The organism is Niallia sp. XMNu-256 (assembly GCF_036670015.1).
Taxonomy (GTDB): domain Bacteria; phylum Bacillota; class Bacilli; order Bacillales; family Cytobacillaceae; genus Bacillus_BD.
In genome coordinates this window covers 899,481-912,869 of record NZ_CP137636.1, presented here as the reverse complement: position 1 = coordinate 912,869, position 13,389 = coordinate 899,481, and the positions used below count along the sequence as shown (strand labels likewise).

Annotated in this window: 16 protein-coding genes; 4 read left to right on the top strand and 12 right to left on the bottom strand. The window is 36.0% G+C overall.

Annotation, left to right across the window (positions count from 1 at the left end; translation table 11 throughout):
• Positions 1 to 331 precede the first annotated feature (331 nt).
• The 3 genes from R4Z10_RS04685 to R4Z10_RS04675 form a co-directional block, all read right to left on the bottom strand.
• On the bottom strand, positions 332 to 1,126 hold the full coding sequence (locus R4Z10_RS04685) for a DUF1444 domain-containing protein (protein ID WP_338473162.1): 795 nt from the start codon (positions 1,124 to 1,126) through the stop codon (positions 332 to 334).
• 9 nt (positions 1,127 to 1,135) lie between these two features.
• A complete protein-coding gene (locus R4Z10_RS04680) occupies positions 1,136 to 1,450 on the bottom strand; it encodes a thioredoxin family protein (RefSeq protein ID WP_338472046.1) in 315 nt (104 codons plus the stop codon).
• A gap of 65 nt (positions 1,451 to 1,515) precedes the next feature.
• Entirely contained in the window at positions 1,516 to 2,589 is a 1,074-nt protein-coding gene (locus R4Z10_RS04675; protein WP_338472045.1) for a M42 family metallopeptidase, read from the bottom strand.
• Between the two features lie 123 nt (positions 2,590 to 2,712).
• On the opposite strand from R4Z10_RS04675, the gene R4Z10_RS04670 reads away from it, so the two are divergent.
• Positions 2,713 to 3,024 carry a PepSY domain-containing protein gene (locus R4Z10_RS04670; RefSeq protein WP_338472044.1) on the top strand — a complete coding sequence of 104 codons (312 nt, stop codon included), beginning with the start codon at positions 2,713 to 2,715 and terminating at the stop codon, positions 3,022 to 3,024.
• Between the two features lie 62 nt (positions 3,025 to 3,086).
• On the opposite strand, the gene R4Z10_RS04665 is transcribed toward R4Z10_RS04670, so the two are convergent.
• Both R4Z10_RS04665 and trmB read right to left on the bottom strand, forming a co-directional pair.
• Positions 3,087 to 3,926 (bottom strand): MBL fold metallo-hydrolase, encoded by an 840-nt coding sequence (locus R4Z10_RS04665; protein ID WP_338472043.1) that lies wholly within the window; start codon positions 3,924 to 3,926, stop codon positions 3,087 to 3,089.
• A gap of 148 nt (positions 3,927 to 4,074) precedes the next feature.
• Entirely contained in the window at positions 4,075 to 4,713 is a 639-nt protein-coding gene (gene trmB / locus R4Z10_RS04660; protein ID WP_338472042.1) for a tRNA (guanosine(46)-N7)-methyltransferase TrmB, read from the bottom strand.
• Between the two features lie 157 nt (positions 4,714 to 4,870).
• On the opposite strand from trmB, the gene R4Z10_RS04655 reads away from it, so the two are divergent.
• Positions 4,871 to 5,149 (top strand): YtzH-like family protein, encoded by a 279-nt coding sequence (locus R4Z10_RS04655; protein WP_338472041.1) that lies wholly within the window; start codon positions 4,871 to 4,873, stop codon positions 5,147 to 5,149.
• Between the two features lie 90 nt (positions 5,150 to 5,239).
• On the opposite strand, the gene R4Z10_RS04650 is transcribed toward R4Z10_RS04655, so the two are convergent.
• From R4Z10_RS04650 to pepV, 5 genes are all read right to left on the bottom strand, one after another.
• Positions 5,240 to 6,019 carry a phosphotransferase family protein gene (locus tag R4Z10_RS04650; protein ID WP_338472040.1) on the bottom strand — a complete coding sequence of 260 codons (780 nt, stop codon included), beginning with the start codon at positions 6,017 to 6,019 and terminating at the stop codon, positions 5,240 to 5,242.
• Between the two features lie 542 nt (positions 6,020 to 6,561).
• A complete protein-coding gene (locus tag R4Z10_RS04645) occupies positions 6,562 to 7,260 on the bottom strand; it encodes a nuclease-related domain-containing protein (RefSeq protein WP_338472039.1) in 699 nt (232 codons plus the stop codon).
• 32 nt (positions 7,261 to 7,292) lie between these two features.
• Complete coding sequence (locus tag R4Z10_RS04640; protein WP_338472038.1) at positions 7,293 to 7,541, bottom strand: hypothetical protein; 249 nt, start codon at positions 7,539 to 7,541, stop codon at positions 7,293 to 7,295.
• A 77-nt stretch (positions 7,542 to 7,618) separates the two neighbouring features.
• Complete coding sequence (gene thpR / locus R4Z10_RS04635; RefSeq protein ID WP_338472037.1) at positions 7,619 to 8,188, bottom strand: RNA 2',3'-cyclic phosphodiesterase; 570 nt, start codon at positions 8,186 to 8,188, stop codon at positions 7,619 to 7,621.
• A 198-nt stretch (positions 8,189 to 8,386) separates the two neighbouring features.
• On the bottom strand, positions 8,387 to 9,802 hold the full coding sequence (gene pepV / locus R4Z10_RS04630; protein ID WP_338472036.1) for a dipeptidase PepV: 1,416 nt from the start codon (positions 9,800 to 9,802) through the stop codon (positions 8,387 to 8,389).
• A gap of 449 nt (positions 9,803 to 10,251) precedes the next feature.
• Between pepV and R4Z10_RS04625 the strand changes: the two genes are divergently transcribed.
• Positions 10,252 to 10,473 (top strand): DeoR family transcriptional regulator, encoded by a 222-nt coding sequence (locus R4Z10_RS04625; protein ID WP_338472035.1) that lies wholly within the window; start codon positions 10,252 to 10,254, stop codon positions 10,471 to 10,473.
• A 174-nt stretch (positions 10,474 to 10,647) separates the two neighbouring features.
• On the opposite strand, the gene R4Z10_RS04620 is transcribed toward R4Z10_RS04625, so the two are convergent.
• Positions 10,648 to 11,376 (bottom strand): pseudouridine synthase, encoded by a 729-nt coding sequence (locus R4Z10_RS04620; protein WP_338473161.1) that lies wholly within the window; start codon positions 11,374 to 11,376, stop codon positions 10,648 to 10,650.
• A gap of 152 nt (positions 11,377 to 11,528) precedes the next feature.
• On the opposite strand from R4Z10_RS04620, the gene R4Z10_RS04615 reads away from it, so the two are divergent.
• Positions 11,529 to 11,726: a hypothetical protein gene (locus tag R4Z10_RS04615; protein WP_338472034.1), complete on the top strand. Its 198-nt coding sequence runs from the start codon at positions 11,529 to 11,531 to the stop codon at positions 11,724 to 11,726.
• A gap of 45 nt (positions 11,727 to 11,771) precedes the next feature.
• Here the strand turns inward: R4Z10_RS04615 and R4Z10_RS04610 are convergent, their stop codons facing one another.
• Positions 11,772 to 13,388: a polysaccharide biosynthesis protein gene (locus tag R4Z10_RS04610; protein WP_338472033.1), complete on the bottom strand. Its 1,617-nt coding sequence runs from the start codon at positions 13,386 to 13,388 to the stop codon at positions 11,772 to 11,774.
• Between the last annotated feature and the right edge of the window lies 1 nt (position 13,389).

The following is a 13,389-nucleotide window of genomic DNA, read 5'->3' as shown; positions in this document are numbered from 1 at the left end:
TTTCTATCATTCTTTATTTTAGCAGTATTTCACAAAAATACGAGATAAATTAACAGAATGATACAATTGTCGGATTTTGACTTTATCAAATTCGTCCGCCGAATTTGCGTCTGGATTTTTCTCGAGCTCGCCCGAGAAATTACCCTTAAAAAATCCGTGACATCCGCCGGAAGCTTAACTTTATTCAGCCGGGTTTTGCCCCACTGAATCGGAGGGCTTATTCCATTCTCTCCTTAACTATATAAGTGGAAGACATCTGCTGATATGAAGTTAAAACAGAAAGAAACCGTATCCCATTTCGGTACGGTTTCAGTTTTTACTTCCTACTTTATCAAACCTTTTTGTTTTTCCCCAATATAAAAATCGGTTCTAATTTCCCATCTTCATATAAAAAGGATAGCGCAGTAATAGGTACACGGCCACTCGCAAAAAAGCTCATTGTCATTTGTGCTAAAATATCGTAGCCGGTTTCATTTTTAATATCCGCAATAATTAACACATCTTGATGCGGCACGGCAACAGCCATTGTTCCTTTTACTTTACCACTCATTTCTTTTAAAAAGGAATCATTCAAAATACGACTTGCATCATACCCGTCGTTTTTATTTAAAAAATAAAAGGTATTGCCTGCTACAAGATCTTCTTTTAAATCAGTTGAAAGAGAACGGGCATTAAATAAAGCCATTTCTTTGATTCTTTTTTCATCCCATTGTTCTTTTTCTAAAAGCTTTTGATCAATCAAACGATACGTATTGCCAAGATCAATGGCATAATAAATTCGTGTTTCGGCTGTATGATCATCATAAATAAACGGGATTTTCTCCCTCGATTCTAGTGGAAAAGAAGTGGACCTAATTACAGGGTAGATATTTTTCTCTTTTCCAGAAATCTCAGGATCAGAATCTAATGCCCCTAACCCCTCTTCAACATAATAGACAACCTCATCAATCGCTTTGTTCTTTTGCTCTTGCCATTTCGCAACGATGCCAGGCAACGAAATAGTTATTCCTTTACCTGTTTGTTTATTTTCAATTCTAAGCTGGTCTTGTTTGCGGTCAAATTGGAACTGGCGATCAGGATGGGCCAACCGCTTCTGCAGCTCTTTACTCATTTTTATGCTATTCATTTTTTCCATTTATTTCAGACCTTCAATAAATTGTTGTATTTCTTCTTTTGTTTTACGGTCTCTGCTGACAAAGCGACCTAGTTCACGTCCATTATCAAAAGCAATAAAACTCGGAATTCCATATACATCAAGTTCAGCACACAAATCTATAAATTCATCCCGATCTATATGTACAAAAGTATATTCATTGAATTGCTTTTCAACCTCAGGCAGGAAGGGTTCGATAACCCGGCAATCCCCACACCAAACAGCGGAAAATAAGAAAATATGTTTTCCATTGTCACGGAGTTCCTTAAATTGTTCCATACTCTCAAGATTTTTCATTATTCTATTCACTCCTACTTTTCTCTATCACTTTGCTCTTATTATGCGTCACGAGTTTTAATTCATCAACCATTTTGCAAAATCGAGTCGACTGTTGTCTGATCCGTTGTTCTTACTAAGCGAACGAGCAATTCTTTAGCGGCAGTATAATCATCAACATGCACAATACTAGCTGGTGTATGGATGTAACGAGAACAAATTCCGATCACTGCACTTGGTACACCTTCATTCGATAAATGAACACGACCCGCATCTGTCCCTCCTTGCGAGGTGAAGTATTGGTATGGAATCCCATGAGTTTCAGCTGTATCAAGAATAAACTCTCTCATTCCCTTATGAGTGACCATTGTCCGGTCAAAAATTCTTAATAAGGCACCTTTGCCAAGCTGTCCAAACTCATCTTTGTTTCCAGCTGCATCATTTGCTGGGCTAGCATCTAGAGCGTAGAAGATATCGGGTTTAATTAGATTGGCTGCTGTTTGTGCCCCTCTTAAGCCAACCTCTTCTTGTACGGTTGCACCCGAGTATAAAACATTGGGTAATGTTTCATTTTGGACTTCTTCAAGCAATTGGATCGCCAATCCACAGCCATAGCGGTTATCCCATGCTTTGGCCATTATTTTTTTCTTGTTTGCCATTGGTGTGAAAGGGCAAATCGGAACAATCGGTTGTCCTGGCTGTATTCCCATGCTCTTTGCATCTTCTTTATCATCTGCTCCAATATCAATCATCATATTTTTGATATCCATCGGTTTTTTTCGTTTTTCTTCATCAAGCAAGTGTGGCGGTACTGATCCAATTACCCCTGGTATTGAACCGTTTTTCGTGATAATTTCAACTCTTTGAGCAAGCAATACTTGACTCCACCAACCTCCTAATGTTTGAAAGCGAATCATCCCATTATCCGTGATAGAGGTCACCATAAAACCTACCTCATCCATATGTCCCGCAACCATAACTGTAGGCCCCTGTTCATTTCCTCTTTTTACACCAAAAATACTTCCTAATCGATCCTGTATAATTTCATCCGTATATAGACTTAGTTGTTCTTTCATAAATTTTCTAACTGCATGTTCATTCCCAGATGGGCCCGGAAGCTCTGTTAACGTTTTGAAAAGTTCCAGCGTTTTTTCATTCATGAATTTCACTCCTTTTAATAAAAAAAATCAGCAAGTTTCTCAATAAATATTTTAGAATCTTTGTGTGATTTGATACTATAATAACAAAGAATGTAGAAAGTAATCTATTAGGGGGAATTATTAGTGAATTGGAAAACCTTTCTTATTGGGGCAGGTACAGGGGCGGCTGCCGGAATTTTAGTTAGTCGGAACGTCAGTAAGTACCAAACAATTTCTCCAGAAAAAGCATTGAACATTGCAAAAACAGCCTTTAAAAAGCATGGCCCCATCCAAGGTTCATGGATTCAGATGGAAAAACAACCATATAAAAGATCATTCATTGAATATGATGTCTATATTGGTGGAATCTCAAAAACGGTGGATGGTACTTTAGTACAATATGAATTTATTGTTGACAGTAGAACAGGTGCGATTCTTGATGCATATGTCCTTTGATATTCCTCCAAAGGTGTCAAAGTCTTCATTTTCATAAAGCAGAAGACTGACACCTTCAAAAGTTATTCTTTTCTCTCGATGGTGTCAATTACTCTACCTTCATGATCCCACTTTATCGCACGATGAAAACAATCGTGATAAAAGGTAAACCATGCCTGCTTATCTAGCCCGTATTTAAGCCATTTTTGCTTGGCTTCAATGGAGTTCATTGGGTAGTCATCATAAGCCATGACCCATAAGACGTTTTGATGGGCATGTGTTGCCATAATGTCCGCCATATGAATAACGGTATCCTTCCCATCTTCTATAACGATTATTGAATGACCATCACTATGTCCGCCTGTATGAACAAGTTTTATTTTTCCAAACGTCCATTCCTTATTAAAAACTTCCACTTGGTCTTGAATTGCTTCCCAATTTTCTCTCCAATAGGTACTTTTTGAGCGAATATTAGGCTGGCGCATTTCATTCCATTCAATTTTATTAACAATTATTTTTGCTTCTGGGAACACAGAAAAATGCTTCCCATTCTCTAGTTTAGTTAATCCACAGGCATGATCAAAATGCATATGTGTCATTAAAATATAATCAATATCATTTGTTGATAAACCATGTGCTTTAAGGGACTCTTCTATTTTAGACTCTTCAATTGCGCCAAAGATTCGCTTTTGTTTCTCTGTTAACTTTCCATTTCCGATTCCGGCATCTACTAAAAAATTGATTCCGTCCATCCTAATTAAGATTGGATCCGTTCTTAATGGGATTTGATTTTTGTCATTACAAGGATATTTTCTCTCCCATAATGCTTTTGGAACAACCCCAAACATAGCTCCACCGTCAAGATGATTGATCCCGCCATTTAACCATGTTAACTTTAGTGATGTTAACTTTAAAGTGTCCAAAACAATCCCCCATTTTTCATAATCAAATTTTCCTGCGGAGTATGAACTCCGCTAAACCGGAGAGCTTTCCGCTTTTATCCCTTAACTTAGATGTGGAGGATTGTGCCTGTCGCAAGTTTTTGGGACAAAAAGCTATTGTTAAAAAAAATTATTGAAACTGAACTTCACAGCGATAAATTCGATTTCCCTTTTTGGAGAATTTCTCCTCATATTCAGTCATAATATTGCCTTCATAGTCACTGTTATGCAAATCTAGGCTAACATAATTCAGCAACATTCCATATTTCGAAAAACTCATTAATGAGTATTCAAATAATCCTTGATTATCAGTTTTGAAATGAATTTCGCCTTGATTAGGAAGAAGCTGTTCATATATTTCTAGAAAGCTTTTATAAGTTAAACGTCGCTTTTCATGTCGTACTTTTGGCCACGGGTCGGAAAAGTTCAGGTAGACTCTGGAAATCTCCCCTTTTTCAAAAAACTTTGGTAAGTCAAATGCATTGGCATTTAATAATTTAACATTGGGTACTTCTGCCTCTATCAGACGATCGAGTGCTGAAACAATGACACTTTCCTGCAACTCAATTCCTAAATAGTTAATTTGTGGATTAGCCTTTGCCATTTCCGAAATAAACCGGCCTTTTCCTGTGCCAATTTCAACATGTAATGGTTGACTAAGTTCAAAAACGTTATCCCATTTTCCTTTTAACTCCTCTGGATTTGATATTACATATTGTGGATACTGCTCGAGCTTTTCTTTTGCCCAAGGTTTATGTCTTAAGCGCATGGTGCCACCTCTATATTTTATTATTTTATTTACCTAGCATACTGGATTGTACAACATTTTTCCATAAGCCACGAATAATTAAAAAAAGAACTCACAAACTAAATGTGAATTCCCTAATCTTTTGTGTCTTAGTTTGAATAGAAAGGATGCTAGTAGAATGCCTCTCCAATATCAAGATCAAATTAATTTAATTAAAGATATATTAACGAACCACCAATCCGATTGCTGCGGTTCTGTTTCTGAATGCGAGCAGTTAGAACGACTTGTGAAGTCATTAATGGCAAACAATCAAATAAACCAACAAGATACAAATACACTTGATCAAATTTATTATTATAGCCAAGGTGGAGTGAATGCTGCTAATTTAGAACAACATATTGAGTCCCATCAACAACAATTATCCCAATGGGTTGACAATATGGATCAATTATCATAATCATTTACTTTACAAACTTTAGTGTACATGATGACCTCCGAATAGGATCATAAACATGTACACTAAGGCAATAAAATATAACCATATCGTTTACAAAGAAAGATAATGCTTTAGTAATTCAATCCACTTGTTCATTTCAGAAAATCTTGATTTATCTTTATGCCATTGAATCGAATGTAATGTTTGTGAAAGCACATACCATTTCATTCGAAGCAATAAATGATCGTCTAATGTTAAACCATATAAATTTAACCAATTTTCCCACTCATCCCGTGGAATATACCAATACAACAATGAACCTATATCAATGGCTGGATCGGCAACAACGGCCCCATCCCAGTCAATTAAATATAATTGATTGGTCTCATCAAGCAGCCAATTGTTATGATTCACATCACAATGACAGACAACTTTTCTTTCATTATGAATCTTATACATATTTTCTTTTAAGAACTTCAATGATTCTTGTACATTCAAGATAGATAGAATATCCTCATCTATTTCTTGCATAAGATTTTGCAATATATGTAACGGCTGTAAAGGGGTTTTACCCAATCGCTTTAACATACTAAGTAAATGGTTTGATTGATGAATTTTTTTGAGTAGTTTTGCTACATTTTCGTGATTCATTTCGGCAGGTTTAAGTTCCCGCCCATTTAACCACTGTTGAGCAGTAAATACATCACCGGTCTCTAATCTTTTTGTCCAAACAAGCTTCGGAACAATTCCTTCAGCTGAAAGGCTCGCCAAAAACGGAGATGTATTTCGTTTTAGGAAATATCGATTCTCCTTATGTTGTGCATAAAAGGCTTCACCCGTTGCTCCACCTGCAGGAACAATCTCCCAATCATGTCCAAAATAGTCTTCCAATGCTGTTCACCTGCAATCATTCATCCTACTCAAAAATAAAAATTTGGCTATTACAGTCAATTCCCCTAGGAGAATTGACGCCCAGAGTTTTGTCGAGCTTATTCGACAAAATTCTCCGTCGTGGGTCTTTAACTTTATTCAGCTGAAATCAATTAAGTCCACTGAATTTATTTCATACTTTCAAACATTCTCCGCTTAACTAATGTGAATTAGTTGAAGGAAGTTATTCTAAAATAACCACATACTACTCTAAATTTTATCCTCACATTGAAGAACCGTCAAGATAATCCTTTTATTAAATAATTTTCTCTGCTCGTTAACTTTAAATAACACGCAGGTACAAATGGCTCCTAAATCAAAATTTTGTTGGATTCAACACAACATACATCTTGATTTGCAACACCTTTCCATTTTCCATCTGATCATTTCAATGAATTTCTTTTCCTGTTAAGGGGTTAATAAAAATTAACATACAAATCTGATTTTCTTTGCAACCCTTTTATCACCCAGTAATCCTCACCTATAGTGGAAATTGAACGAGGTTATTTCCTATCCCATATCCCCCATTCAGTTCTTTTCACAGAAGATGTTAGGCAATATCGTAATAGGGCTTCTGCTCCTTTTAACTGTATACCCTTTAAAGGGGAACGCAATCCTCTTAGGTTTTGTAACCACTCTGTATGATTGCGTTTATCAATTAATTTCACATCGAAAGGAACTGTTGGATAATCAATAAATCCATTTCTTGATAAGAGAACTTTGTGAATCGGCATTTGAATATCGAAAGTTTCAAGTATGTTTACTACGATTTTCCCCATACGGTTTAAGGCAATCATCGGATTAACTATTTTTTTCTCTTGATGTTTGTTTCTTATGGTCCAGAATTTATCGTGATTCCCTATATATACTGCTCCATCTCCACTCTCGACAAAATGGATACACCAAATATCGGTTGGACTAACTAAAATGGTCTCCATTTCAATCGTTGCTTTTTTCAATTGAAAAATTGGGCGATATAAAACAAGATATGTATCGGGAAACCGTTGTAAAAAATATTTAAGCTTTTCATCATAATAGAAACCTTTATTAACAAATGATTTATCAATTAGTGTTGAAGTAGCCCAAGTCATCTGGAATTGGAATAATTGATTTAAAAATCGAAGCTTTAACTCTTCCTTTGTTGCTGGTCGTGTCGGCGAGTTGAAAATTCCATCAAAGCCTGAAAGCTCCTCTTCAACCATGTCTTTTGGTGGAGAGTGAGTCTCTTCAAACTCTAAATCACATGATTTCGAAGAAAGAGAATTTTGATTTTCCCTAAAATAGAAGGCTTATAATCATCCTGGGTCCTAGTTTCTATAGATTGAGTAATATTAGTCGCTACATCTTCTGTGTAAGGGGTCTCCCAACTTTTTTGGGTTTTGGCCCATTGTTGATTTTTCAGTGTCACAAACCGAGCAGGATAATGGTAAATATTCTGTTCATATCGAGATGTATAGTCTTGTAATTTAATTAATTGTCCCATTTCTTCAAACCTCACTACTAACCTTTACGATTGTAAGGTGCTTTATCGATTCTTTTTTCTCCACCTTTAATAATAATCTATTCACCTAGTAACGAAAAGGTTGCAATTGGTTCATATTTTGGTGTTTTTTCTAAATGTGTCTGATATAACACAACTTCTTTTACGATAAAGGAAAGGGATTGATCACGGAATGGGTTGTACTTTTGCAATAACTCATGTGAAAAATCAGGACCTATCCAATTCCGTGCTAGCGTAATATGTGGATGATAGGACCGAGTCTCTAACTTAAAACCAGCTTGTAAGCATTGCTGGTATACATTTTGTTGTAAACCATGGAGTCGGTCTTCTTGATTAACCGCAGCCCAAAAAACACGAGGCGACTTTTTATTGCCAAAAATATCAATCCCTTGAATTTGTAGTGGGAAAGAATTTACTGTTTCAAGACTTTCTTGAATACGATCGATCGTGGCATTCCGTTTTGATGTTTCTGCAGAACCAAGAAATGCTAGGGTAATATGATAATCCTCTTTATGTACCCAACGTTTAAATGGAAAAAGTGATTTTAAATCGTTAAAGGCTTCGGAAATGCTCTGTTTAATCTCTAAGGGTAATCCGACAGCCCAAAAATAATGTGGATTTCGTTCCATGTCATCCCTCTTTTTCATTTGATCTCATTACTCGTATTTTTCAATCAGTTACTCGTGAATTTTAACGCTTTACTCGTATTTTCCAATCGATTACTCGTATTTTTAACCTCTTTACTCGTATTTATCCAAATAACTCCAAATATTAAACATCCAAACTAAAAGAGCTGATTACCCAAATAATCAACTCTCTTTCTCCTGTTATTTAGCTAATTCATAAATCGCTTGTGCATAGATCGCTGTTGCTTTGATTAGATCATCGATATACATATACTCATCCTTTTGATGGGCAATATTTTCTCTTCCCGGGAAAAGCGGACCAAATGCAACACCTGAAGATAAAGACCGTGCGTATGTACCGCCACCAATTGCTAGTAGTTCCGCCTTTTCTCCTGTTTGCTCCTCATAAACCTTTTTTAATACCTGTATTAATTGGCTATTTTCATCCACATGGTGAGGTTTTGAGTCCGAATAATTTTGAATCGAAAAACCTTGTTTAGTTACAACCTCGGCTAATTGATTTTTTGTAGCTTCCATATCATTTTTTACAGGATAGCGTAAATTGAGTCCAAAAGTTCCACCATTTAGCGGATCATACGCCAACTTTCCAACATTAATCGTCAACTCTCCAGAAATATCATCCTGAAACGAGACCCCTAAATTGCTACCTCTTGTGTCGCCATAGAAAAATTCAACAGCAGAGTTAAGAAACGTTGCTGCACACGGATCTTCATTATTTTCGTGGAGAAATTTTATTAAGAATAGACCAGCATTTTTTCCATTATTCGGTTCCATTCCGTGAGCTGAAACTCCCTCGAGTTCAAGTATTAATTCGCCATTATCCACATAACACTTTCCTTTTAAAGCATGTTTTTTTCGAAAATCATCGTACTTTTGAATAAAGTTGGTGTTATCTACCTTCACATGGACTGCAGCTTTTGCAAAATCTGGAACCATATTATATCTCCTACCAGATTCAAACCGAATTAATTCCATTTTCAATTCATCGTTGTTTACATTTTTCTTTACGTCCTTCTGAACTAAGTCAAAATCAACAATTCCCTTTTCAGCAAAAATAATTGGAAAATCAGCATCTGGGGCAAATCCTACTATTGGCATTTCCTCATGTTCAAAATAATGTTTGACACATCTCCATTCACTTTCTTCATCTGTCCCGATAATCATTCGCACTCGTTTACCCACTGGCAAACCTAACTCTTTAACGATTTTCATAGCATAATAAGCTGCCATGGTTGGACCTTTATCATCGATCGCCCCTCTAGCAAAAATCTTACCATCTCGTATTTCTGCTCCATAGGGATCACTCGACCAGCCATCTCCCTCTGGTACCACATCAACATGGCATAGTATCCCAATAGACTCGTCACCTTCGCCAAATTCGATATGTCCCGCTAAGTTCCCTACGTTCTTCGTACGAAAACCATCTTTTTCTCCCATTTGTAGCATAAATTCTAGAGCTTCTTTCACACCAACCCCTAGTGGAGCTTCTGGGGATGGATCATCTAACACACTTTTAATCTGTAAAAGTTTTTGAGTGTCATGTATTAGCTCTTCTTGTCTTTTCTCCACTTCATCTATCCATTTCACTTCAGTCATTACATAACCTCCAAATGTATGATCAATAAAAAGCTGAAATATGTATGTATTTTCTTTAAGCTGATCTTTCGCTCTTAATGTATCACTCTTTTTTCTAAAAATCATCCTCTCCTATATTTTAATTTTCCAATCATTTATAGAATTTTTATTAATAATTTCTGATAGATAACGTATGTATATAAATATATCTTTAATATACGTAAGATTTTAAATATTAAAATTCTCATACCTGACGAAGTTAAATGTTTGTAAATTTAAAACACTATTGTGGAATTCTTATGTTATTAAAGATATTATATAGTTAGATGGTATCATCTAAGTAAGATACTATATATAGTGTAAAGGGGTTGTCTGGGGGGAAGAAGCTAAAATTCTCGAAGAAGAATCTTCACTAAAATGTTGGATGCTGGAATTTGTCTTAGGTTTGAAAATGGATAGGGAGTGGTTTATTGAAACCTTCAACTAACCGGATGTTAAACCGTATCAAATCCGTCTACATGTTTATTAATAGCCATGGGACTGTAACAACTCAAGAGTTAGTAGAAGAATTTGGTATTACACCTCGAACGATACAACGAGACTTGAATGTTTTAGCGTACAACGATTTAGTCAGAAGCCCAAGCCGTGGAAAATGGACAACAACAAATAAGAAGGTTAAATTATCTTCCTAACGGACTGTGCAATTGTTCATAGAAGGATTGCCAGTTGATAGGTAAACTTTCGTGTATCACACATCCTATGCAGTCCAAAGCGGCCAGCATAAGACGAGCCTCGTAAAAAGGATCGGTCTTTTTTGAGGCTTGTCTTATGGTCACTTGGCGTTTGATTGGACCCTCTAACTTTCTTCAAATTTTTTCTAATTTACTTACATTTATTAATTGAAGTACTTCCTCCTCTGTTAATTCACGATATTCCCCCAGTTCTAAGCTTTCATCAAGTTGAAGCGGCCCCATTGAAACTCTCTTTAAATAAACTACTTTTTTTCCTACTGCTTCAAACATTCTTTTCACTTGATGGAATTTTCCTTCTGTTATCGTTAACTCAATATCTGAATAAATACCAGACTTTAAGATTTTTAAATCTCCTGGTTTCGTATGGTACCCATCATCTAAAGTAACCCCTTGACGAAAAGCTTCAATATCTTCGTCTGTCACTTCGCGATCAATCACTGCAAAATAAGTTTTGGGGACATTTTTTTTAGGTGACAATAATTGATGGGCTAAACCACCGTCATTTGTAATAAGTAATAGCCCTTCTGTATCTTTATCAAGCCTGCCTACTGGAAAGGGAGAAAATACAGCGTCTTCCGGCTGGAGTATATCAATGACCGTTTCATCATAATCATCCTCAGTCGCGGAAATAACCCCTGGTGGTTTATTCATCATTAAATAAATAAATTCTTTGTATTGGACCTCAGCTCCATTTAAAGTAACAGCATCATGAAAAGGATCAATCTGCTCTTTCCCATCCTTAACAATCTTTCCATTTACAACAACTTGTCCCTTTTTTAATAGCTGCTTTACTTCTTTTCGACTTCCATATCCCATATTGGCTAACATTTTATCAATTCTCAATAAAATCACTTCTTTCCCATTATAATAGGCGTTTGTCTCTTTCAAATATGGCCGTAACTCATAGACTGTAATCAAGGTGCTAAGCAAATCAGCAGAAAGTTAAAGCCCTGTATATTTTTAAAAATAAATAATTGAAAGAGGAGATGTCAATGATGATGGATTATCGTCAAACAGGCCAATTTTTCCCGGGGTTTCCAGGCGGCGGAGGTGGCAATGTTGAGCGACGACTTGAACGTTTAGAACGTCAATTCGATCGAATAGAAAGACAAATTGACCAATTGAACCGCCGTGTAGATCGAATTGAAAGACGACTTGGCTTCCGCCAAAATACAGAAGAATACTACTATTAATTAATCAAATTCAGATAAAAGAAGGGTCTCCTAAGAGGAGGCCCTTTAAATTCGAAGATGTAGCTTTTCCTTTATCCGATCAACTCTTGTACCAAATAAGATATTTGCTAGTTTAGATTTCAAACTTAAATAGCCATAAATCAAGATCCCCACTAATGCAGTGATAATGATCATAACGATCGCCTGTGTAATTGATGTAGGATTGAAAAACATCGAAAGTACTTCATAAGTACCGCCTGCACCTAAGAACATCAGAAGAGTAAAAATACAAATTAATAGACTTCTCCGTCCTGTCACCTTGAATGAAAAGCCTGTAAAATACTTAATAACAAATAAATTGATCGTTATGGCAGCAACATAACCAAGGATAGTCGCTAAAATAGCCCCTCTTGTTTCCATTAATTTTATCAATGGTATATTTAAGGTCAATTTAATGAGGAGTCCAACTAATAAACTTAAAACCGTAAAACGTTGTTGGTTAATTCCTTGTAAAATTGCAGCGGTAACTGGAAACATAGAAAATAATAGTGCTACTGGAGCATAGAAACGCAAAACTTCTGTACCGTATGGGTCATGGCCATAAAAGGTAGTATAAATCGGTTCTGCCAATAAGGCCATTCCAGTAACAGCAGGCAGAATTAAAAATAAAATGACTTGGAACGTTTGGTTAATTTGACTATTTACAACGTTTCGTTCACCACTTATAAATGATTTCGTAATATTAGGAACTAGTGTTAATGAAAAAGCAGTTGCTAGTGAAACAGGAATGATCACTAACTTATGCGAGTAAAAGTTAAGTGCACTATAAGCGAAGTCAGCCTGCTTAGCCAAGCCAATTTCAACCATTGCCCGATTAAATGTAATTTGATCAATAAATTGGAATAATGGATTAGCTAATCCGACAAATACAAAGGGAGCTGCATAAACAAGAATTTCCTTGTACATCTCTTTAAGTGAAATATCAACAGTCCCTTTATCTTTTAACAACAATTCATCTAAATAAGGTTTTCGTCTCCACCAGTACCAAAATAAAACCAATAGACCACCTATTGCCCCAACAAACGCAGCGAAGGTTGAGATACTAGCAGCTGTGACGATGTCCCCACCCATGATATTTAATACGACATATGCACCTGCTAATAGAAACACAATCCTGACAATTTGTTCTACGACTTGAGAAACTGCTGTTGGACCCATTGATTGATGTCCTTGGAAAAACCCCCGGCTTAAACTCATAAAAGGGACAATAATTAAGGCAAAGCTAACAGCACGAGTCACCGTAATAACATCCTCAATATTTGTTACTTGATCAGTATCTCTTATCACCATACCAGCAAGAAATGGAGCTGATAAATAGAGAATTAGAAAAGAGACAAAGCCTGAAATAATCATAATCCATTGACTAGATTTAAATAATTTTCGACCAACAGCATATTCATCTAAGGCATTATATTTCGAGATAAATTTTGAAATGGCTAACGGGATCCCCCCCGTTGCAATACTAAGAAAGATTGTATAAGGTACATAAGAGTATTGATACAGTGTTGTTCCTTCTTGTCCTACAATTGCATCAAACGGGATGACGTAAAACAAACCAAGCATTTTTGAAATAATCGTTCCTAAAGTTAAAATAAATGTTCCCCTTAAAAGCTTTGATGACATT